This window comes from Streptomyces sp. NPDC002490 (genome assembly GCF_040296045.1).
Classification (GTDB): Bacteria; Actinomycetota; Actinomycetes; order Streptomycetales; family Streptomycetaceae; genus Streptomyces.
In genome coordinates, this window is the sequence record NZ_JBEOWM010000022.1 from 1 (window position 1) to 21370 (window position 21370).

Genomic DNA, 21370 nt, shown 5'->3' on the forward strand with positions numbered 1-21370 from the left:
GGCCCGGCACCCCCAGGGTGCCGGGCCACACACACGTCCGGGTGCGCTTGCCGCCGGTCAGTCGAGGGGCGGGTTCTCGCGCCGTTCGGGAGAGGGGATCTTGGGCATGGCGGGGGCGGGGGCTCCGCCCAGGTTGCCGAAGGCCCCGGAGAGACCCTTCAACGCGTCGCCGATCTCGCTGGGCACGATCCAGAGCTTGTTGGCGTCGCCCTCGGCGATCTTCGGGAGCATCTGGAGGTACTGGTAGGAGAGGAGCTTCTGGTCCGGGTCGCCCGCGTGGATGGACTCGAAGACGGTGCGGATCGCCTGGGCCTCGCCCTCCGCGCGCAGGGCCGCGGCCTTGGCTTCGCCCTCCGCGCGCAGGATCGCGGACTGCTTCTCGCCCTCCGCGGTCAGGATCTGCGACTGGCGGATGCCCTCGGCGGTGAGGATGGCGGCGCGCTTGTCGCGGTCGGCGCGCATCTGCTTCTCCATCGAGTCCTGGATGGAGGTGGGCGGCTCGATGGCCTTGAGCTCGACGCGGTTGACGCGGATGCCCCACTTGCCGGTGGCCTCGTCGAGGACGCCGCGCAGTGCGGTGTTGATGTCCTCGCGGGAGGTGAGGGTGCGCTCCAGGTCCATGCCGCCGATGATGTTGCGCAGCGTGGTGACGGTGAGCTGCTCGATGGCCTGGATGTAGCTGGCGACCTCGTAGGTGGCGGCCCGGGCGTCGGTGACCTGGTAGTAGATCACGGTGTCGATGTTGACGACGAGGTTGTCCTGGGTGATCACCGGCTGCGGCGGGAACGGCACGACCTGTTCGCGCAGGTCGACGCGGTTGCGGATGGAGTCGATGAACGGGACGACGATGTTGAGGCCCGCGTTGAGGGTGCGGGTGTAACGGCCGAAGCGCTCGACGATGGCCGCGCTGGCCTGTGGAATGACCTGGACGGTCTTGATCAGGGCGATGAAGACCAGCACCACCAGAATGATCAGGACGATGACGATCGGTCCCATCGTGGTTCCCCGTACCCTTCTTGCCTCGGTGTCCGGACGATCGGCGGATCGTCGGCCTACGTGAAGATCTTGAGTCTGTCAGAACGTCGGCTGGTCCGGGGGGTGTTCCGGCCACCCGTGAGCGGTGCCCGGCCCGGCGGCGTACCGGGCTCGGGGTCGGCGCGCGGGCATCGGGCGCTCAGATCACCACGGCGGTGGCGCCGTCGATCTCCACCACGTCGACCTGTTCGCCCGCCTCGTAGGAGCGGCCCGGGTCGAGCGCGCGGGCGGACCAGACCTCCCCGGCGAGCTTGATGCGGCCCCCCTCTCCGTCGACCCGCTCGGTCACGGTCGCCTGACGGCCCTTCAGCGCGTCGACGCCCGTGGCCGTCGAGGGGAGCTGCGCGCGGTGCCGGGCCGCGATGGGCCGCACCACGGCGAGGAGGGCCACCGACACCACGACGAAGACGAGGACCTGGAGGACGACGCCTCCGCCGAGCGCCGCCGTCACCGCACCCGCGAGCGCACCGACGGCGAACATGCCGAACTCCGGCATCGCCGTCATCACGAGCGGAATCCCCAGCGCCACCGCGCCGATCAGCCACCACACCCATGCATCGATGTCCACACCGTCATGGTAGGACCGCGACGGGTGTTGCGGCAGGTCCCCTAACCGGGCAGATCGGGCAATTGCCGGTGACGGTGCGGGAGTTCGACGGGCCGGGCGCCCCGACCGGGTGGCGGAAGGGGCGGGGGTGACGGACGGGGCCGGTGGGACTGGTCAGCTCAGCGGAAGGCCGTGGGCGGTCCAGCGGTCTCCCCGCTGCTCGACGACGAGGGGGAGGCCGAAGCAGTGCGACAGGTTGCGGGAGGAGAGCTCCAGCTCGATCGGGCCGGCGGCCATCACCCGGCCCTGGCGGATCATCAGCACGTGGGTGAAGCCGGGGGCGATCTCCTCGACGTGGTGGGTGACCATGATCATCGACGGGGCGATGGGGTCGCGGGCCAGTCGGCCGAGCCGGCGCACCAGGTCTTCCCGGCCGCCGAGGTCGAGACCGGCCGCGGGCTCGTCCAGCAGGAGGAGTTCGGGGTCGGTCATCAGGGCGCGGGCGATCATGGTCCGCTTGCGCTCGCCCTCGGAGAGGGTGCCGAACCGGCGGTCGAGGTAGTCGCTCATGCCGAGCCGGTCGAGGAAGGCGCGGGCACGCTGCTCGTCGACGTCCTCGTAGTCCTCGTGCCAGCCGGCGGTCATGCCGTAGGCGGCGGTGAGCACGGTCTGGAGGACCGTCTGACGCTTGGGGAGCTTCTCCGCCATGGCGATGCCGGCGACGCCGATGCGGGGGCGGAGGTCGAAGACGTCGACCTTGCCGAGCCGGTCGCCGAGGATGGTGGCGGTGCCCTTGCTCGGGAAGAGGTAGCTCGAGGCGACGTTCAGGAGGGTGGTCTTGCCGGCGCCGTTGGGGCCCAGGATGACCCAGCGCTCCCCTTCCTTGACGGACCAGGAGACCTGGTCAACCAGTGCCCGGCCCTCGCGGACCACGGATACGTCCACCAGTTCCAGTACATCGCTCATGACCGCGTTGTCTCCCGTGTAGTTCGGCTGTCGCTTGCGTCGGTGAACGCAGCCCCGGATAAAACCTACGCCACCCGTCGGGCACGCCGTGCTCGTGGTCGGTCCTTATCGTGGTCGCATGCTTGCGGAACCACGCTCTGGACGGTTGGCAGCCTGGGGAAACGCCCTTTTGGCTGGTTTTGTCGCACCTGATGATGCGGTGCAGGCGGTGGTCGGGGAGGACTCCGTGCACCGGGTGGAGGGGATTCCCGGGGAGCCCGGGCCGATCGGGCTGACCCTGGCGCTCGGCCGGCTGCGGGCGCTCGGGGTGACCGGACTGCGGGTGGCCCTGCCGGTGCCGGGACACCCGTTGGGGCTCAGCGGGCCGGCGGAGTTCAACACCGCCGCGTTGGCGGCCGGCGAGGCGGTGCTCTGCCGGGGGGCCGCGCTGGGTCTCGTGCCGGAGGTCGTCGAGGCGGGGCCGCGCGGAGACGTGCACGTGGAGGTGGTGTGGCGGTGCGCGCCGGTCCGGGAGGCGCCGCCCGCGGACGTGCCCTCGCTGTCGGAGGCCGAGCGGGAGTTGGCGGAGGCCCTGCGGGAGGCGACGGCCCTGCTCTCCCGGCTGGACCTGGCGGGCTCGGGGCCCGTGGCGCAGGCGGCGGCGGATGCCTACCGGGTGCGGGCGGAGGGGGGCCGCGAGCTGTTGGCCCCCGGCTACCCCCCGCGCGCGGTGCGGGTGTTGGAGCTGGCGCAGCGGGTGGGGCTGCTGGTGTCGGTGGCGGACGAGTACGCGTCCGAGCACCGGACCGGGGGCGCGGTCAGCGCCGCGGAGTTGGCCGCACGGTCCGGGGCGTTGCGGCCGGTGGAGCGAACGGCGCGGCGGGCGCAGGTGGCGGCGTACAACGCGTACGTGGAGGCCGGGGAGGGGAACGGGAACCGCTGAGGGCGGGCACGGCGGTGCCCCGGACCGGGGGTCCGGGGCACCGCCGTGCGGACGTCGGTCAGCCGTTGACGCCGGTGTTGCCGAACGCCGGGTTCAGCAGCCCGATGACGTTGATGGTGTTGCCGACCACGTTCACCGGAACGTGGACCGGGACCTGGACGACGTTGCCGGACAGCACGCCCGGGGAGCCGATGGCGGCACCCTCGGCGCCCGCGCTGGCGACGGCGGCACCGGCCGAGGCGCCGGCGGCGACACCGGCGGCGGCGACGACGAGGGCGGCCTTCTTCGCGATCTTCATGGGATGTTCCTCCTGGGTGAGCGTGGCGACCCGGCCGCGGGTCGCACGCTGAGAACGTGCGCCCCCGAGGGACGACACGGGAGCGGCTCCCGATCGGCCCGATCGGAGCAATGGGCACATGGTCGGATCGTCGGACCGCTGCGGGCCCAACGTGCTGCGACCGCTCGGCGGGGGCGTGGAACCGCCGCGCCCCCGCCGGTCGGGGGACGGCGTGGCCCCCGCGGGTGCTCAGTGGTTGATGCCGGTGTTGCCGAAGGCCGGGTTCAGCAGCCCGATGACGTTCACGGTGTTGCCGACCACGTTCACCGGAACGTCCACCGGGACCTGGACGACGTTGCCGGAGGCGACGCCCGGGGAGAACGCCGCCGCGCCCTCGGCGTGCGCGCCGGTGGCGGAGGCCAGGCCGCCGCCGGCGACCACCAGTCCGCCGGCCGCCATCGTCACGGCCGCGACGCGCTTCAGGTTCATCACGTTTCGTTCCTCCTCGATCCGCCGCGGCCGTGCGCCGCGGCGGTATCCGGGTGAACCGGCGCGGAGACCCCGGGGATACGCCGTTCGAGTGACGTCCACCCGACCGTATGAATCTCATCCCGGAGGGGAACCGGCATCGAGCGCCTTGACGGGCGCGCGCCGGAGCACGCCCCCCGGACGAGTGAGGAGGAGGGGAGCTGGTCAGCGGGGCCGCACGGGCGGCCCGGTCAGCCGGTCGCCTCGTGGCGCACGGCCCACAGGGCGGCTTGGGTGCGGTCGGCGAGGTCGAGCTTCATGAGGATGTTCGAGACGTGGGTCTTGACCGTCTTCTCGGAGAGGACGAGGGCCCGGGCGATCTCCCGGTTGGACCGACCGTCCGCGATCAGGGCGAGCACCTCCCGCTCCCGTTCGGTCAGGGAGCCCGCGCGGCCCTGGCCCTGACCGCCGCCGTCCTGGCTGAGCAGCGCGTCGGCGACCTCGGGCTGGAGGAGGACGTGTCCGGCGTGGACCGAGCGGATGGCCCCGGCGAGGGCTTCCGGGTCGACGTCCTTGTACACGTAGCCGGCGGCCCCTGCCTTGAGGGCGGGGACCACCGTGCGCTGTTCGGTGAAGCTGGTGACGATCAGCACCCGGGCCGGATTGCCCAGTTCGCGCAGCCGGCGCAGGGCCGCCACCCCGTCCATGCCCGGCATCTTGACGTCCATCAGGACGACGTCGGGGCCCAGTTCCTCGGCCCGGGCGACCCCTTCGGCGCCGTCGGCCGCCTCCCCGACGACCTCGATGTCCCCCTGGACCTCCAGGAAGGTGCGCAGCCCGCGGCGGACCACCTGGTGGTCGTCCACGAGGAGCACGCGGATGTTCTTGTCAGCCACCGGGGACCTCCATCTGGATCGTGGTGCCCTGGCCGGGCTCCGATGTCACGGTCAGCGTGCCGCCGACGCCGTCCGCGCGGTCCCGCATGGACACCAGCCCCAGGTGGCGCCCGGCGTGCCGGACCGCCTCGGGGTCGAAGCCCGCGCCATGGTCGGTGACGCGCAGGACGGCGCCCCGGCCGTGGGGTTCGAGGAGGACGTCCACCCGCTCGGCCCCCGAGTGGCGCAGGGCGTTGTGCAGGGCCTCCTGGGCGACCCGGAGCACGGCCTCCTCCTGGGTGGCGGGCAGTGCGCAGGCGAGGTAGCCCCGGTAGGTGACGCGGGCGGAGTGCACCCGGTCCAGGACCTGGACGTGGGTGCGCAGGGTGGCCACCAGGCCGTCCTCGTCGAGGGCGGCGGGGCGCAGCTCGACCACGGCGGCGCGCAGTTCGTCGGCGGCCTCCGCCGCGAGTGCGGCCACCTGGTTCAGCGCGTCCTTGGCCCGGGCCGTGTCGCGGTCGACCAGGGCGGTGGCGGCCTGGGCGGTCAGGCGCAGCGAGAACAGCTTCTGGCTGACGGCGTCGTGCAGCTCGTGGGCGAGCCGGGAACGTTCCTCGGCGATGGTCAGCTCCCGGCTGCGTTCGTAGAGGCGGGCGTTGGTCAGGGCGATCGCCGCGTGCTGGGCGAGGATCGCGAGGAGGTCCTCGTCCTCCTCGGTGAAGCCGCAGCCGCCGTCCGGGGCCGGGTGGTTCTTGTTGGCGAGGAAGAGCGCGCCGATGATCTCGTCGCCGTCCCGGATCGGCATGCCGAGGAAGTCGGACATCTCGGGGTGGGCGGCGGGCCAGCCCTCGAAGCGGGGGTCCATCCGGACGTCGGCGAGGCGCTCGGTGCCGGCGTCCTTGAGCATGGCCGCGAGGATGCCGTGCTGGCGGGGCAGGGGGCCGATGGCGCGCCACTGCTCGTCGCTGATGCCGTCGACCACGAACTGGGCGAACCCTCCGTGGTCGTCGGGCACGCCGAGGGCCGCGTACTGGGCGTCGAGCAGTTCCCGGGCGGAGACCACGATCGTCTTGAGGACGTCGCGCACCTCCAGGTGCCTGCTCATGGCCAGCAGCGCGGAACTGACCGCGGAGAGGCCGGAGCCTGGGCCTTGACTCATGTGTTCACCGTACCGGCGGGGGTGGCGGCTCGGATCGGACGGCGGACGTCGTGGGGGTAGGGCGCGGGGCCTAGGTCCAAGGGGGCGCGGGAATCCGGGCCGACGTCCGAGGCGGGGGGCGGGGGCGGGCTCCTACCGTGGAACCGCGGACCGGCGCCCCGGTGACCAGGTGCCCGGGCGTCGGGCCGCGCGGGCGGGGCGGAAGAGACGGCAGGGCGCGGCGGGACAACGCGGCGCCGGAACGAGGGGAGCCGGACGCATGCCGGTGGCGATCGTCACGGGGGCTTCTAAGGGGTTGGGGCGGGCCCTGGCACTGGCGCTGGCGCGCCGGGGCTGGGACCTGGTGCTGGACGCCCGGACGGCCGGGGTGCTGGAGCGGACCGCTCAGGACGTGCGCACCCACGGCACCCGGGTGGTGGCGCTGCCCGGCGACGTGACGGACCCGGCGCACCGCGGGGAGCTGGTGGCGGCGGCCCGCGGGCTCGGCGGCTTGGACCTGTTGGTGAGCAATGCGAGCGTGCTCGGGGCGGAGCCGCTGGTGCGGTTGGAGGCGCAGCCCTTGGCGGGGCTGCGGCACGCGCTGGAGGTGAACGTGGTGGCGGCCCTGGGCCTGGTGCAGGAGGCGCTGCCGCTGTTGCGGCTGGCCCCGGCGGGTTCGGTGATCGTGCTGAGTTCCGAGGCGGCGGCCGAGGCGTACGAGACGTGGGGCGGGTACGGGGCGTCCAAGGCGGCGCTGGACCAGGTGGCGGCGGTGCTGGCGGTGGAGGAGCCGGGGCTGCGGGTGTGGGCGGTGGACCCGGGCGACATGCGGACGGACCTGTACCGGGCGGCGGAGCCGACGGCGGACGAGTCGGGGCGTCCGTTGCCGGAGCGGGTGGTGCCGGCGTTCCTGCGGTTGCTGGACCGGCGGGCGCCCAGCGGGCGCTACGACGCCCCGTCCTTGGTGGACCCCCTGACCCGTTGAGGGTGCCGCTTCGCCGGGCACCGGGCCGGCCCCGGGTTGCGGGATCGTGCCGGCCGGTGCACCGCGCGCGCGTCGGTGTATACGAGGGGCCGGGCCGGTGCGGGTGCCGGGTGGGAGCGCTTGAGGCGACCGCAGGGCGCACCACGGGACCCCTTTGACTCACCGTGAGCGTTGCTTCAGCAACATTCGGTGAGATTCGCGGGTGGGCGGTGTGAGCCCCGGCATAGGACGCACATCACGTACGACGCTCCTTAGTGGGCTCTTCGTCCGCTTACGGGCGGGGTGGATGACGGATTCGAGCGATTCGCCCACCCCCCTGATCCACTAGCCGGCTTCGTAGGTCACATGATTGCCAGCGAATTTTGCGAGAGCTAAGAATGGCTGCCGTCGCTCAGCGCCGCGGGAGTTTGCCCGCGGCGTTCGTGTCGGAAACACCAGTCCCTGCCGGGCCATGGGCGACTCCCGCTACACGGAGAGGTCCCCACAGCCATGTCGAAGAACAGCTCTGCCTCCGGAAGCCGTCGTACGACGTTGACCCGGGCCCACAAGTTCTCCATCGCCGGTGTCGCGACCCTCGGTGCGGCGGCGCTCGCGCTGTCGCTGGTTCCCGCGGACGCCTCCGACTCCCCCGTGACCGAGGCCGCCCCCGCGGCCTTCCAGAGCAAGAAGATCGAGGACGTCCGGGCGGACGTCACCGACCAGAAGGCCGCGGCCGACCAGAAGGCCCGGGCCGCCGCCGAGCGCATCGAGGCCCAGCGGGCCGCCGAGGCGAAGCAGGCAGCCGGCGCCAAGGAGAGCGCCGAGCGGGCGCAGCGCGCCGCCGAGGCCAAGAAGGCGGTGGAGGCCGCGAAGGCGAAGCAGGCCGCCGAGTCCGCCGCCGAGCGCTCCCGCCAGCAGCCGAGCTCCGCCAGCCGTGCGTCCGCCCGGACCGTGGTGTACGCCAACAACCTGGACGGGTGGATCCGCGAGTCGCTCGACGTCATGAAGGAGAACGGCATTCCGGGCAGCTACAACGGTCTGTACCGCAACATCATGCGGGAATCGAGCGGCAACCCCCGGGCGATCAACCTGTGGGACATCAACGCCCGCAACGGCATCCCCTCCAAGGGCCTGCTCCAGGTGATCCCGCCGACCTTCAGCGCGTACCACGTCACGGGCACGCCGTTCGACATCTACCACCCGGTCTCGAACATCACGGCCGCCGCCAACTACGCGGCCGACCGGTACGGCTCGATCGACAACGTCTTCGGCGCCTACTGACCCCCGATGCTCCGCGGGCCGTCGTGCCCGGGCGACGACGAGGGCGGCACCCGCACTGGTGCCGCCCTCGTCGTCGTTGCGTGCCCCGGTGCGGGGCTCCGGTTCACTTGCTGCGCATGACCTCGGGTTCGTGGCGCCGCAGGAAGCGGGAGACCAGGAACCCGCACAGGGCGCCGAGCGCGAGCAGGGCGCCCATGTCGAGCAGCCAGGTGCCCGCGTCGTGGTCCCACAGCGGGTCGGCGTTGCCGGGGTCGTCGGTGCTGGGGTTGACCCGGTTGAAGTCGAGGGTCGCGCCGGCCGCGGCGACCGCCCAGCGCGAGGGCATCAGGTAGGACAGCTCGTTGACGCCGACGCTGCCGTTCAGGGTGAACAGACAGCCGGTGAAGACGACCTGGATGATCGCGAACATCACCAGCAGCGGCATGGTCTTCTCGGCGGTCTTGACCAGCGCGGAGATGATCAGGCCGAACATCATCGAGGTGAAGCCGAGCGCCATGATCGGCAGGCAGAGCTCCAGCAGGGTCAGCCCGCCGAGGACGACGCCCTCCTCGGGGACGTCCCGCATGGTGAAGCCGATGCCGCCGACGATCGCGCCCTGGAGGACGGTGATCATGCCCAGCACGATGACCTTGGACATCAGGTACGCGGAGCGGGAGAGGCCGGTGGCGCGTTCCCGTTCGTAGATGACCCGTTCCTTGATCAGCTCGCGCACGGAGTTGGCGGCGCCCGCGAAGCAGGCGCCCACGGCGAGGATCAGCAGGACCGTGGCCGCGGTGCCGTTGGGCACCGGGCGGCCGTCCGGTGCCGGCGGATTGGGCAACAGCCCCTGGTCGGAGTTGATCAGCAGGCTGACGACGCCGAGGACCGCCGGGAGCACCAGCATCAGGGCCATGAAGCCCTTGTCGGAGGCGATCACCGACAGGTAGCGGCGGACCAGGGTCAGCAGCTGGGAGCCCCAGCTCTGCGGCTTGGGCTGGCGCACCGACTGCGGGGACGGCACCTGCACCGACTGCGGGGCGACCGCATCGATGTCGGCCGCGTACATCTGGTAGTGCTGCGAGCCCTTCCAGCGGCCGGCCCAGTCGTAGTCGCGGTAGTTCTCGAAGGCGGAGAAGACGTCGGCCCAGGTCTCGTAGCCGAAGAAGTTCAGGGCCTCCTCGGGCGGCCCGAAGTAGGCGACGGCCCCGCCGGGGGCCATCACCAGCAGCTTGTCGCAGAGCGCCAGCTCGGCCACCGAGTGGGTGACCACCAGGACCGTGCGACCGTCGTCGGCGAGGCCGCGCAGCAACTGCATGACGTCGCGGTCCATGCCCGGGTCGAGGCCCGAGGTGGGCTCGTCCAGGAAGATCAGCGAGGGCTTGGTCAACAGCTCCAGGGCGACCGAGACCCGCTTGCGCTGGCCGCCGGAGAGGGAGGTGACCTTCTTGTCCTTGTGGATGTCGAGCTTCAGCTCGCGCAGCACCTCGCCGATGCGCTGCTCGCGCTCCTGCTCGCTGGTGTCGGCGGGGAAGCGCAGCTTGGCCGCGTAGCGCAGCGCCTTCCGGACGGTCAGCTCCTTGTGCAGGATGTCGTCCTGCGGGACCAGGCCGATGCGCTGGCGCAGCTCGGCGAACTGCTTGTAGAGGTTCCGGTTGTCGTACAGCACGTCGCCGCGGTCGGCGGGGCGGTAGCCGGTGAGGGCCTTGAGCAGGGTCGACTTGCCGGAGCCGGAGGGGCCGATCACCGCGACCAGGGACTTCTCGGGGACGCCGAAGGAGACGTCCTTGAGGATCTGCTTGCCGCCGTCGACGGTGACGGTCAGATGGCGGGCCGAGAAGGACACCTCACCGGTGTCGACGAACTCCTCCAGCCGGTCGCCGACCAGCCGGAACGTCGAGTGACCGACACCGATGATGTCCGTGGGGCCGAGGAGGGCGCTGCCGCCCTTGGCTATCGGCATGCCGTTGACGTAGGTGCCGTTGTGGGAGCCGAGGTCCCGGATCTCGAACCGGCCGTCGGGCGTGGCGTGGAACTCCGCGTGGTGGCGGGAGACCTGGAGGTCGGAGACGACCAGTTCGTTCTCCAGCGCACGGCCGATGCGCATGACCCGGCCCAGGGCGAACTGGTGGAACGTGGTGGGGCTGCGGTCCCCGTACGCCTGGGGCGACTCGGCGCGGCCCGGCCCCGACTGCTGCGGCCCGCCCGCCGCGGGCTGCTGCCAGCCCTGCTCCGGGTGGGCCTGGGGCTGCGGGGCCGCCTGCTGGCCGGCCCAGCCCTGGTGCGGGGAGGCCGCGGCGGCGTCCCGCAGGTCGACCCGGGGGCCGTCCGTCGCGTTGCCGAGGTGCACGGTCGAGCCGGGTCCGAGCTCCATCTGGTGGACGCGGTGCCCCTGCACGAAGGTGCCGTTGGTGCTGCCGTGGTCCTCGACCACCCAGGTCCGCCCGCTCCAGCTGATCGTGGCGTGGCGCCAGGAGACCCTGGCGTCGTCGAGCACGATGTCCCCCTGCGGATCGCGTCCGAGGGTCCACGGTCTGGACGGATCGAGCGTCCAGGTCCGTCCGTTCACTTCCAGTACGAGTTCCGGCACTCCATGCCCCACTGCTGTGTCCCCCGATGGTTCCCCCGGCTTGGGGAGTCTAGGGATGTCGAACAATGTGGGGAACTATTCCAGGCCGGGCCCCGGAATCGAAAGTCGGGCCGCGCGAAGGGCTCCGACAGGCCCTCCGGACAAGGCCGTTGACCGACCGGAACCGGACGGTTCGGGTGTCTCGTCCTCGCTTCTGCCGGATGCTCCCCCGGCCTCGGGCGGCGGGGGTCGACGAGGATGGCGGCGGGGAGGTGCCGACGGGGCGCGCAGACGGGCGCACACCGGATTTGTCCGCCACCCGGACCGCTCGCGCGCCCGTCCTGTGCGCCGGATACCGTGGAAGGACCATGAGCGCTTCGCAGACCTCAGACGATCCCACTCTTCTGGTCAAGATCTTCGGCAAGGACCGCCCCGGTCTCACCGCCGGACTGTTCGACACCCTCGCCGCCTACTCCGTCGACGTGGTCGACATCGAGCAGGTCGTCACCCGTGGCCGCATCACCCTGTGCGCGCTGGTCACCGAACCCTCGCACGGGCGCGGGGGCGACCTGCGGGCCACCGTCCACGGTTGGGCGGAGTCCATGAAGATGCAGGCCGAGATCATCTCCGGTCGCGGCGACAACCGGCCGCGCGGCCTGGGCCGCTCCCACGTGACCGTTCTCGGGCATCCGCTCTCCGCCCGGTCCACCGCCGGGATAGCGGCCCGGATCACCGCCACCGGCGGCAACATCGACCGCATCTTCCGACTCGCCAAGTATCCCGTGACGGCCGTGGAGTTCGCGGTGTCCGGGGTCGCGACGGAGGTGCTGCGCACCGAGTTGGCGACGGCGTCCGCGGCGCTCGACATCGACATCGCCGTGGTGGCGGCGGGCCTGCACCGGCGGGCGCAGCGCCTCGTGGTGATGGACGTCGACTCGACGCTCATCCAGGACGAGGTCATCGAACTGTTCGCCGCGCACGCCGGCTGCGAGGACCGGGTCGCCGAGGTGACCGCCGCCGCGATGCGCGGGGAACTGGACTTCGAGCAGTCGCTGCACGCCCGGGTGGCGCTGCTCGCCGGGCTGGACGCGTCGGTGGTGGAGAAGGTCCGGACCGAGGTGCGGCTGACGCCCGGTGCCCGGACCCTGATCCGCACCTTGAAGCGGCTGGGCTACCAGGTGGGGGTGGTCTCGGGCGGGTTCACCCAGGTCACCGACGATCTGAAGGAACGGCTCGGGCTGGACTTCGCGCAGGCCAACACCCTGGAGATCGTGGACGGCAAGCTGACCGGCCGGGTCACCGGGGAGATCGTGGACCGCGCGGGCAAGGCCCGGCTGCTGCGCCGGTTCGCGGCGGAGGCGGGGGTGCCGCTGTCCCAGACGGTGGCGATCGGCGACGGCGCGAACGACCTGGACATGTTGAACGCGGCGGGGCTCGGGGTGGCCTTCAACGCGAAGCCCGTGGTGCGGGAGGCCGCGCACACGGCGGTCAACGTGCCCTTCCTCGACACCGTCCTCTACCTCCTGGGGATCTCCCGCGAGGAAGTGGAGGCCGCGGACGAGGGGACCGGCTCCTGAGCCCTCCGGTCACGTGTTCCGCCGGGTCCGCGCGGACCCGGCGGAACGGATGCGGTCAGGGGCTCTCGCCGGGCGCCCAGTAGTCGGTCAGGGTGGCCGCACCGGGTTCCAGGGCCTTCCAGGAGCCGGTGAAGGCGAGGACGGCGAAGGCCGCGGTCACGAAGCCCCGGCGGGCCAGGCGCTCGGCGGCGTCGCCCTCGGCGGCACCGGCCAGGACCTCGGTCACCCCTTGGGCGCCCGGGTTGTGGCCGATCACGATGACGTCGCGCGCCTCGTCCGGTAGCTCGTTGAAGACGGCGATCAGCTCGCCGGGGGTCGCCTCGTAGACGCGCTCCTCGTACACCGTCTTCGGGCGGTGCGGAAGCTCCTGGACGGCGAGCTTCCAGGTCTCCCGGGTGCGGGTCGCGGTGGAGCAGAGGGCCAGGTCCAGTTCGATGCCCGAGTCGGCGAGCCTGCGGCCGGCGACGGGGGCGTCCTTGCGGCCGCGCTCCGCCAGCGGGCGTTCGTGGTCGTTGAGGTCGGGCCAGTCGGCCTTGGCGTGCCGGAATACGACGATCCTGCGGGGTTCTGCGACGCTCATGCCGTCAAGCTTCGCATGAAACCCGGTACGTGGCGCAGGGAGTTGACGGCCGCTGTGCGCTGTTCGCGCGAGGGGGCGGGCGGGCCCGTGCGCTCAACGCGTCAGGAGGTGGCGGGCCCGCTCCAGGAGGGGGCCGAGCGAGGGCTCGGCGGTGGCCGCGTGGGCCTCGGCCGGGTTCAGCAGCAACGTCAGCAGCAGCGCGAAGGCCAGCACCGGCAGGGCCACGGCCCACCAGGGCAACCGGAGTCCGGTGCGGCCGGCGCCTTCGGAGGACGCCGTACGGGACTGCCGGGGGTGCGGGCGGGCCGACATGACGCCTCCACGAGCTTCGGTACCGGTGGCCGCAGGGTGTCGCGGCACGGTTCGACGCTACGGGGAGCGGAGTCGCCAACCCATCGGGAAGGCCACCCACTTGACCCTGAAGCGGACCCCCTAGGGGACGGGGGGCCAGCCCCACCCTCCGGGTTCAGGGGGAGGCGATGGTGGCGATCACGCCGATGACGACGGTGATGCCGAGCATCGCGCCGAAGACGAGGAGCAGCTTGCGCTGACCGTTGGGGGGGTTGGGTTCCAGGACGGGCATGGGGCCAGTCTCGCACTGCTGCCCGCCGGCGCGCGCGGTGGGGTCACCCGCGCGCCGCCCACTCGGCTTCCACGGTGCGGTTGCGGCCGGCGAGGACGCCCGCCGCCACCTGCGGGACGAGCAGTGCGGCCATCAGGGCGATGGGCAGGCCCCAGCCGCCGCTGTGCTGGTAGAGCACGCCGACCAGGATCGGGCCCGGTATGGACAGCAGGTATCCAGTGCTCTGGGCGAAGGCGGACAGCTTGACCACCCCGGCGGCGGTGCCGGCGCGCATGCCGACCATGGTGAGGGCCAGCGGGAACGCGCAGTTGGCGACGCCCAGCAGCAGCGCCCAGGCCCAGGCGCCGGCGGCCGGGGCGAGGTAGAGGCCGGCGTACCCGGCCAGTCCGCTCAGCCCCAGGACCAGCACGATCGGGCCCTGCCGGGGCAGCCGGGTGGCGACCCGCGGGATGACGAAGGCGAGCGGCACTCCCATGACCATGGTGACGGCGAGCAGCAGTCCTGCGGTGTCGGCGGGGACCCCGGCGTCCCGGAAGATCTGCGGCATCCACCCCATGGTGATGTAGGCGGCGGTGGACTGGAGCCCGAAGAAGGCGGCGAGCGCCCAGGCGGTGCGGCTGCGGGTGATGCGCAGCGCCTCGCCCGTCGCGGCGTCCCGGGCCGCGGGGGGAGCGGTCGGGGCGGAGGACGCGGTGCGGCTGCGGGCGACGACGAGCAGCCACGGCACCACGGCGAGGGCCGCGAGCGCCGCCCACACCGCGAGCCCGCTGCGCCAGTTCCCGCCGAGGGCGTCGGTCAGCGGGACGGTGACGGCCGCCGCGGTGGACGTGCCGACGGCGAGGGCCATGGAGTACAGCCCGGTCATGGTGCCGACCCGGTCGGGGAACCAGCGCTTGACGATCACCGGCATCAGGACGTTGCTGACGGCGATGCCCATCAGGGCGAGGGCGCTGCCCACCAGGAGGCCGACCGTGCCGCCGACGAAGGGGCGGACCGCCAGCCCGACGGCGACCGCGGCCATGCCGGCGCAGACCACGGCGGCGGGGCCGTGGCGGCGGGCCAGGCGGGGCGCCGTGATGCCGAAGACGGCGAAGCAGAGGGTGGGCACGGAGGTGAGGAGTCCGGCGACGGTGCCGCTCATGCCGAGCCCGGTGCGGACCTCTTCGAGGAGGGCGCCGAGGCTGGTGATCGCCGGGCGGAGGTTGACGGCGGTGAGGACGAGGGCGACACCGACGAGTACCAGCCCCGCGGAGCGCGTCCGGGGGGCGGGCGGAACCTCGACGGCCAATGGACCGTCCTCGTGGGTGCCCCGGCCGACGGGGGTGACGGTGGGCATGTCCTCGCTACGCATGCCCCCCATCATAGAATCATGGGATGATTGATCGGGACCTGGTGCCCCGCTCACCCGCTCCACCACCGCGGTGGACCGCCCGCCGCGGCTCTTCCCCGTCCGTGCGCCTCCCCCGTCCCCCACCCGAAAGGGCCCCAGCCCATGCCGCTCGCCCACCCCCGACGATCGGCCCTGTCCGAGCAGGTGATCGCGGCGCTCCGGGCCCAGATCACCTCCGGCGAATGGCCGGTCGGCTCCCGCATCCCCACCGAACCCAAGCTGGTCGAGCACCTGGGGGTGGCCCGCAACACGGTGCGCGAGGCGGTCCGCGCCCTCGCCCACAACGGACTGCTGGACATCCGCCAGGGGTCGGGCACCTACGTGCTGGCCACCAGCGAACTGGCCGGGGTGATGCAGCGCAGGTTCGCCGCGGCCGATCCCGGGCACGTCGCCGAGGTGCGGGCCACCCTGGAGTCCAGCGCGGCCCGGATGGCCGCCGAACGGCACACCACACGCGACCTCCAGCAGCTCGACGCCCTGTTGCTGCGCCGCGAGACGGCCTGGGCCTCGGGCGATGCGGAGGCGTTCGTCACCGCCGACGCGAGCTTCCACCTCGCGGTGGTGTCCGCGTCCCACAACGACGTCCTCACCGCGATGTACGCGGATCTCGGCCAGGTGCTGCGGGACTGGCTGCGCTGGGACGTGGGCGGGACCCTGGTGCCGGAGCAGTACATGGACCACGGCCGGCTGGTCGAGGCGATCCGGGCGGGGGACCCCGAGACGGCCGCCTCGGAGGCGGCCGCCTACGCCTCGCTGTGCCGCCGGGAGCGCCTGCGGGAGGCCGCCGACGCGGGGGCGGGCGGGCGCGCCGCGCCGTGACCGCGCCGGATCAGACCCGGTGCTGGGTGACCCAGACCGCGTCGATCCCGCTCCAGCAGCGCGCCGCGAGCCGTACCGTCCCGGCCGGGCGCACCTCCACCGCCGCACCGTCGACGTCGAGGTCCCACCAGTGGGCGCACTCCACGTGCAGGGCGACCCGGTAGAGCGCCGGGTAGGGGTTGTGGCAGTGGGCGACGGCCTGCGGGCCGTCGACCGCGGTGCGGCACTCGGGGCCGTCGCGGCCGAAGTCGCCCTCCGCGCGGACGGGCCGCTCGGCGTCCGGACCGGACCGGGCGTCCTCGGGGCCGGCGACGGCGGGCAGCGAGGTCAGGAAGACCAACAGCGCGAGCAACGGGACGAAACCGTGGGACCACCGCACCAGGCAACCTCCTCGGCCGTACCGTGACGGACCGAGGGGCCCGTCACGGCTGCACCACAAGGGGGAACTCCTGGTCCAGCGTCCCCCGTTCGGCCGGGGCGGCGCCCGATCTGTTGACCCGAACGGGCGATGCCCCGCCTCCCGGGAGGGGGAGGCGGGGCATCGGCCGGCGGCGGGGCGGGGCTCAGGCCCCGATGGCGTGCAGTCCGCCGTCGACGTGGACGATCTCGCCGGTGGTCTTCGGGAACCAGTCGGACAGCAGGGCCACCACGCCCTTGCCCGCCGGCTCCGGGTCCTTGACGTCCCAGCTCAGCGGCGAACGGCTGTCCCAGACCGTGGCCAGCTCCTCGAAGCCGGGGATGGACTTGGCGGCCATGGAGCCGATCGGTCCGGCGGAGATCAGGTTGCAGCGGATGTTCCGCTCGCCCAGGTCACGGGCCAGGTAGCGGTTGACGGACTCCAGCGCCGCCTTGGCGGGGCCCATCCAGTCGTACTGCGGCCAGGCGTACTGGGCGTCGAAGGTGAGGCCGACGACCGAGCCGCCGTTCTGCATCTGCGGCAGGCAGGCCGTGGTCAGCGACTTCAGCGAGAACGCCGACACGTGCATGGCGGTGGCGACCGACTCGAACGGGGTGTTGAGGAAGTTGCCGCCCAGGGCGTCCTGCGGGGCGAAGCCGATGGAGTGGACGATCCCGTCGAGGCCGCCGAGTTCCGCTGCGACCACGTCGGCGAGGCGTCCGAGGTGCTCGTCGTTGCTGACGTCCAGTTCCACCACCTTGGTGGGCTTGGGCAGTTTCTTGGCGACCCGCTCGGTGAGCGTCGGGCGCGGGAAGGCGGTGAGGATGATCTCCGCGCCCTGCTCCTGGGCGAGCTTCGCGGTGTGGAACGCGATGGAGGACTCCAGCAGCACCCCGGTGATCAGGACGCGCTTGCCGTCGAGGATTCCGCTCATGGTGATCAGTGACCCATTCCCAGTCCGCCGTCAACCGGGATGACGGCTCCAGTGATGTACGAGGCGTCGTCGGAGGCGAGGAAGCGCACCACCGCGGCGACCTCCCCCGGGTCCGCGTAACGGCCGAGCGGCACCTGCGCGACGATGCCGGCGCGCTGCTCCTCGCTGAGGGCCGCCGTCATGTCGGTGTCGACGAAGCCGGGGGCGACGACGTTGAAGGTGATGTTGCGGGAGCCGAGCTCCCGGGCGAGGGACCGCGCGAAGCCCACCAGGCCGGCCTTGGAGGCGGCGTAGTTGGCCTGGCCGGCGGAGCCGAGGAGGCCGACGACGGAGGAGATCAGGACGACCCGGCCCTTGCGGGCGCGCAGCATCCCCCGGTTGGCGCGCTTGACCACCCGGAAGGTGCCGGTGAGGTTGGTGTCGACGACCGAGGTGAAGTCCTCCTCGGTCATCCGCATCAGGAGCTGGTCCTTGGTGATCCCGGCGTTGGCGACGAGGACCTCGACCGTGCCGTGCGCGGCCTCGATCTCCTTGTACGCCTGCTCCACCTGCTCGGCGTCGTTGATGTCGCACCGGACGGGCAGCAGGCCGTGGGCCCGCAGCGCCTCGGCGTCACCCGAGCGGTACGTGATCGCGACCTTGTCGCCCGCGTCGGCGAACGCGCGGGCGATGGCGAGGCCGATGCCCCGGTTGCCTCCGGTGACGAGAACCGAGCGGCTCAACGGATCACCCTTTCGTTAGCGGTCTGTTGACGCGGCGGCGTCCGCCGCGCACCGCGCGGGCGTTCGGTGCCGCCCTGCCCCGAACCTATCGGTACCGTCCGGCACGGGGGGAATCGGCCACCGACAGTGACTCCGGGGCCGCTCTGTCGATTCCCTACAGAACGCCGCGCCCGGGGAACCCGTCAGGATGTGGCCATCGGGACCCGGGTCGGACATGATCGGTACGGGTCGGGCGGCACGACGCCCGTGCGACCGCCGCTCCCGCGCCGGCCCCGGCGGTCGTCGACCGCGCCGGCCGACCGCGCCCGTCCACCGCTCGCCACGCCCGCAGGGAGACCCTCCGTGCCACATTCGATCGACGAAGCCTTCACGGCGTTGCCCTTGCGGGCGCTCGCCGATGCGGCGCTCGCCCGGGCCCGCGCGCTGGGCGCCGAGCACGCGGACTTCCGGCTGGAACGGGTGCGCAGCGCGTCCTGGCGACTGCGGGACGCCAAGCCGGCGGGCACCTCGGACACCACCGACCTGGGGTACGCGGTGCGGGTGGTGCACGGCGGCACCTGGGGCTTCGCCTCCGGCGTGGACCTGACCATGGACGCGGCGGCCCGGGTGGCGTCCCAGGCGGTGGCGATGGCGAAGCTGTCGGCGCAGGTCATCCGGGCCGCCGGGTCCGACGAGCGGGTGGAGCTGGCGGACGAGCCGGTGCACGCCGACCGGACCTGGGTGTCCTCCTACGAGGTCGACCCCTTCGCCGTGGCGGACGGGGAGAAGGCGGGGCTGCTCGCCGAGTGGAGCGCGGCGCTGCTGGGCGCCAAGGGCGTGACCCACGTGGACGCGGCGCTGACCACCGTCCACGAGAACAAGTTCTACGCGGACACCGCGGGCACCGTGACCACCCAGCAGCGGGTCCGGCTGCACCCGGAGTTCACGGCGGTAGCGGTGGACGAGTCCACCGGCGAGTTCGACTCGATGCGCACCCTGGCCCCGCCGGTCGGCCGGGGCTGGGAGTACCTGACGGGGAACCACTGGGACTGGGCCGGCGAACTGGCCGAGCTGCCCGAACTGCTCGCCGAGAAGATGCTGGCGCCGAGCGTGGAGGCGGGGCTGTACGACCTGGTGGTCGACCCGTCGAACCTGTGGCTGACCATCCACGAGTCGATCGGGCACGCCACCGAACTGGACCGGGCGCTGGGCTACGAGGCCGCCTACGCGGGCACCTCCTTCGCCACCTTCGACCGGCTCGGCAAGCTGCGCTACGGCTCGGAGGTCATGAACGTCACCGGGGACCGCACCGCGGAGCACGGCCTGGCCACCGTGGGGTACGACGACGAGGGCGTGGCCGCGCAGTCCTGGGACCTGGTCAAGGACGGCACCCTGGTCGGCTACCAGCTGGACCGGCGGATCGCCCGGCTGACCGGGTTCAAGCGCTCCAACGGCTGCGCCTACGCCGACTCCCCCGGGCACGTGCCGGTGCAGCGGATGGCGAACGTGTCGCTGCGCCCGGACCCGGCGGGCATGTCGACCGAGGACCTGATCGGCGGGGTGGAGCGGGGCATCTACGTGGTCGGTGACCGGTCCTGGTCCATCGACATGCAGCGCTACAACTTCCAGTTCACCGGGCAGCGCTTCTTCCGGATCGAGAACGGCCGGATCACCGGTCAGCTGCGGGACGTGGCCTACCAGGCGACCACCACCGACTTCTGGGGCTCGATGACGGCGGTCGGCGGCCCCCAGACGTACGTCCTGGGTGGCGCCTTCAACTGCGGCAAGGCCCAGCCGGGCCAGGTCGCGGCGGTCTCCCACGGCTGCCCCAGCGCCCTGTTCCGGGGCGTCAACATCCTCAACACCACGCAGGAGGCCGGGCGATGAGTCCACGGGTGAGCACGCCGCACGAGCTGGTCGAGCGGGCGCTGGAGCTGTCGCGGGCGGACGACTGCGTCGTCATCGCGGACGAGCACTCGACGGCCAACCTGCGGTGGGCCGGCAACGCGCTGACCACCAACGGGGTCACCCGGGGGCGCACCCTCACCGTGGTGGCCACGGTGGACGGCGCCCGGGGGACCGCGTCCGGGATGGTCTCGCGCTCCGCGGTCACCGCCGGGGACCTGGAGCCCCTGGTGCGGGCCGCCGAGGAGGCGGCCCGGGCGGCCGGCCCGGCGGAGGACGCCCAGCCGCTGGTGACCGGGGTACCCCACTCCCCCGACTTCACCGACGCCCCGGCCGAGACCTCCTCGGCGGTGTTCGCGCAGTTCGCGCCGGCGCTCGGCGAGGCGTTCGCCCGGGCCCGGGCCGGCGGCCGGGAGCTGTACGGTTTCGCCAACCACGAGCTGGTGTCCAGCTATCTGGGCACCTCGGGCGGGCTGCGGCTGCGCCACGACCAGCCCAAGGGCACGCTGGAGCTGAACGCCAAGTCGCCCGACCGCACCCGGTCCGCCTGGGCGGGCCGGGCGACCCGGGACTTCACCGACGTGGACCCGGGCGAGCTGGACGCCGAGCTGGCGCGCCGGCTGGGCTGGGCGCGGCGCCGGATCGCGCTGCCGGCGGGCCGGTACGAGACGCTGTTGCCGCCGACCGCGGTCGCGGACCTGTTGATCTACCAGTACTGGTCGGCGGCGGGTCGGGACGCGGCGGAGGGGCGCACGGTGTTCTCGACGCCGGGCGGGGGCACCCGGGTCGGCGAGAAGCTGGCCGGGCTGCCGCTGACGCTGCGCAGCGATCCGCACGAGCCGGGGCTGGAGACCGCCCCGTTCGTGCTGGCGCACGCCTCGGGCGGGGAGTCCTCGGTGTTCGACAACGGGCTGCCGCTGACGGCCACCGAGTGGATCGCCGAGGGGGCGCTGTCCCGGCTGGTCACCACCCGGCACAGCGCCGAGCTGACCGGGTTGCCGGTGTCGCCGGCGATCGGGAACCTGATCCTGGACGGCGGCGAGGACCGCTCGCTGGACGAGATGGTCGCGGCGACGGAGCGCGGGCTGCTGCTGACCTGCCTGTGGTACATCCGCGAGGTGGACCCGGCGACGCTGCTGCTGACCGGGCTGACCCGGGACGGGGTGTACCTGGTGGAGGGCGGCGAGGTGGTCGGGGAGGTGAACAACTTCCGGTTCAACGAGTCGCCGGTGGACCTGCTGGGCCGGGCCGTGGAGGCGGGGCGGACGGAAAAGACCTTGCCCCGCGAGTGGAGCGATTGGTTCACTCGTGCCGCGATGCCCGCATTGCGCGTTCCCGACTTCAACATGAGTTCGGTGAGCCAGGGGGTCTGACGGGGAGGACCTAGACTTGGCCGGGAACCGCGCCGTGTGGGCGCACCCCGGGCACCGGCCCCCTCGACGGATTCCGGTGCCGGCGAGACTGAG

22 protein-coding genes are annotated in these 21370 nt (G+C 72.7%); 7 read left to right on the forward strand and 15 right to left on the reverse strand.

All coding sequences use genetic code 11. From position 1 onward, the window contains the following. Window positions 1-57 precede the first annotated feature (57 nt). The 3 genes from ABT092_RS16070 to ABT092_RS16080 form a co-directional block, all read right to left on the reverse strand. The gene (locus ABT092_RS16070; RefSeq protein ID WP_351244164.1) at window positions 58-996 is read right to left on the reverse strand and encodes an SPFH domain-containing protein; all 939 of its coding nucleotides are present in this window, start codon (window positions 994-996) and stop codon (window positions 58-60) included. Window positions 997-1174: 178 nt separating this feature from the next. After that, entirely contained in the window at window positions 1175-1603 is a 429-nt protein-coding gene (locus tag ABT092_RS16075; protein ID WP_351244166.1) for an NfeD family protein, read from the reverse strand. A gap of 153 nt (window positions 1604-1756) precedes the next feature. After that, window positions 1757-2548: an ABC transporter ATP-binding protein gene (locus ABT092_RS16080; protein WP_351244168.1), complete on the reverse strand. Its 792-nt coding sequence runs from the start codon at window positions 2546-2548 to the stop codon at window positions 1757-1759. 118 nt (window positions 2549-2666) lie between these two features. Between ABT092_RS16080 and ABT092_RS16085 the strand changes: the two genes are divergently transcribed. Beyond that, window positions 2667-3470: an Rv1486c family protein gene (locus tag ABT092_RS16085; RefSeq protein ID WP_351244170.1), complete on the forward strand. Its 804-nt coding sequence runs from the start codon at window positions 2667-2669 to the stop codon at window positions 3468-3470. Between the two features lie 58 nt (window positions 3471-3528). Here the strand turns inward: ABT092_RS16085 and ABT092_RS16090 are convergent, their stop codons facing one another. From ABT092_RS16090 to ABT092_RS16105, 4 genes are all read right to left on the reverse strand, one after another. Continuing rightward, on the reverse strand, window positions 3529-3768 hold the full coding sequence (locus tag ABT092_RS16090; RefSeq protein ID WP_351244172.1) for a chaplin family protein: 240 nt from the start codon (window positions 3766-3768) through the stop codon (window positions 3529-3531). Between the two features lie 228 nt (window positions 3769-3996). Beyond that, window positions 3997-4239, reverse strand: a complete 243-nt coding sequence (locus ABT092_RS16095; protein ID WP_351244174.1) for a chaplin family protein — start codon at window positions 4237-4239, stop codon at window positions 3997-3999. Between the two features lie 227 nt (window positions 4240-4466). Beyond that, window positions 4467-5111, reverse strand: a complete 645-nt coding sequence (locus ABT092_RS16100) for a response regulator (protein WP_351244176.1) — start codon at window positions 5109-5111, stop codon at window positions 4467-4469. Further along, window positions 5104-6249: a GAF domain-containing sensor histidine kinase gene (locus ABT092_RS16105; RefSeq protein ID WP_351244178.1), complete on the reverse strand. Its 1146-nt coding sequence runs from the start codon at window positions 6247-6249 to the stop codon at window positions 5104-5106. Before ABT092_RS16105 ends, ABT092_RS16100 begins: the two co-directional genes overlap by 8 nt. Before the next feature lie 259 nt (window positions 6250-6508). On the opposite strand from ABT092_RS16105, the gene ABT092_RS16110 reads away from it, so the two are divergent. Both ABT092_RS16110 and ABT092_RS16115 read left to right on the forward strand, forming a co-directional pair. Then, complete coding sequence (locus tag ABT092_RS16110; RefSeq protein ID WP_351244180.1) at window positions 6509-7213, forward strand: SDR family NAD(P)-dependent oxidoreductase; 705 nt, start codon at window positions 6509-6511, stop codon at window positions 7211-7213. A gap of 489 nt (window positions 7214-7702) precedes the next feature. Then, complete coding sequence (locus tag ABT092_RS16115) at window positions 7703-8473, forward strand: transglycosylase SLT domain-containing protein (protein WP_351244182.1); 771 nt, start codon at window positions 7703-7705, stop codon at window positions 8471-8473. Between the two features lie 103 nt (window positions 8474-8576). On the opposite strand, the gene ABT092_RS16120 is transcribed toward ABT092_RS16115, so the two are convergent. Continuing rightward, window positions 8577-11039 (reverse strand): ABC transporter ATP-binding protein/permease, encoded by a 2463-nt coding sequence (locus ABT092_RS16120; RefSeq protein WP_351244184.1) that lies wholly within the window; start codon window positions 11037-11039, stop codon window positions 8577-8579. Between the two features lie 347 nt (window positions 11040-11386). Between ABT092_RS16120 and serB the strand changes: the two genes are divergently transcribed. Further along, a complete protein-coding gene (serB, locus tag ABT092_RS16125; RefSeq protein ID WP_351244186.1) occupies window positions 11387-12595 on the forward strand; it encodes a phosphoserine phosphatase SerB in 1209 nt (402 codons plus the stop codon). Window positions 12596-12650: 55 nt separating this feature from the next. On the opposite strand, the gene ABT092_RS16130 is transcribed toward serB, so the two are convergent. The 4 genes from ABT092_RS16130 to ABT092_RS16145 form a co-directional block, all read right to left on the reverse strand. Continuing rightward, window positions 12651-13175 carry a SixA phosphatase family protein gene (locus tag ABT092_RS16130; RefSeq protein WP_351244188.1) on the reverse strand — a complete coding sequence of 175 codons (525 nt, stop codon included), beginning with the start codon at window positions 13173-13175 and terminating at the stop codon, window positions 12651-12653. Window positions 13176-13268: 93 nt separating this feature from the next. Next, window positions 13269-13487: a hypothetical protein gene (locus tag ABT092_RS16135; protein WP_351244190.1), complete on the reverse strand. Its 219-nt coding sequence runs from the start codon at window positions 13485-13487 to the stop codon at window positions 13269-13271. 154 nt (window positions 13488-13641) lie between these two features. Then, a complete protein-coding gene (locus tag ABT092_RS16140; RefSeq protein ID WP_351244192.1) occupies window positions 13642-13758 on the reverse strand; it encodes an SGM_5486 family transporter-associated protein in 117 nt (38 codons plus the stop codon). 43 nt (window positions 13759-13801) lie between these two features. After that, the gene (locus ABT092_RS16145) at window positions 13802-15109 is read right to left on the reverse strand and encodes a CynX/NimT family MFS transporter (protein ID WP_351244194.1); all 1308 of its coding nucleotides are present in this window, start codon (window positions 15107-15109) and stop codon (window positions 13802-13804) included. Window positions 15110-15250: 141 nt separating this feature from the next. Between ABT092_RS16145 and ABT092_RS16150 the strand changes: the two genes are divergently transcribed. Further along, a complete protein-coding gene (locus ABT092_RS16150) occupies window positions 15251-15967 on the forward strand; it encodes a FadR/GntR family transcriptional regulator (RefSeq protein WP_351244196.1) in 717 nt (238 codons plus the stop codon). A gap of 10 nt (window positions 15968-15977) precedes the next feature. On the opposite strand, the gene ABT092_RS16155 is transcribed toward ABT092_RS16150, so the two are convergent. The 3 genes from ABT092_RS16155 to fabG all read right to left on the reverse strand — a co-directional run bounded on the left by ABT092_RS16155 (window position 15978) and on the right by fabG (window position 18020). Beyond that, window positions 15978-16346 (reverse strand): hypothetical protein, encoded by a 369-nt coding sequence (locus ABT092_RS16155; protein ID WP_351244198.1) that lies wholly within the window; start codon window positions 16344-16346, stop codon window positions 15978-15980. A 184-nt stretch (window positions 16347-16530) separates the two neighbouring features. Then, entirely contained in the window at window positions 16531-17298 is a 768-nt protein-coding gene (fabI, locus tag ABT092_RS16160) for an enoyl-ACP reductase FabI (protein ID WP_351244200.1), read from the reverse strand. Between the two features lie 5 nt (window positions 17299-17303). Then, window positions 17304-18020 carry a 3-oxoacyl-[acyl-carrier-protein] reductase gene (gene fabG / locus ABT092_RS16165; protein WP_351244202.1) on the reverse strand — a complete coding sequence of 239 codons (717 nt, stop codon included), beginning with the start codon at window positions 18018-18020 and terminating at the stop codon, window positions 17304-17306. 342 nt (window positions 18021-18362) lie between these two features. On the opposite strand from fabG, the gene ABT092_RS16170 reads away from it, so the two are divergent. Both ABT092_RS16170 and ABT092_RS16175 read left to right on the forward strand, forming a co-directional pair. Then, on the forward strand, window positions 18363-19886 hold the full coding sequence (locus ABT092_RS16170) for a TldD/PmbA family protein (protein WP_351244204.1): 1524 nt from the start codon (window positions 18363-18365) through the stop codon (window positions 19884-19886). Continuing rightward, window positions 19883-21277, forward strand: a complete 1395-nt coding sequence (locus ABT092_RS16175) for a metallopeptidase TldD-related protein (protein ID WP_351244206.1) — start codon at window positions 19883-19885, stop codon at window positions 21275-21277. The genes ABT092_RS16170 and ABT092_RS16175 overlap by 4 nt, the downstream gene beginning before the upstream one ends. Window positions 21278-21370 lie beyond the last annotated feature (93 nt).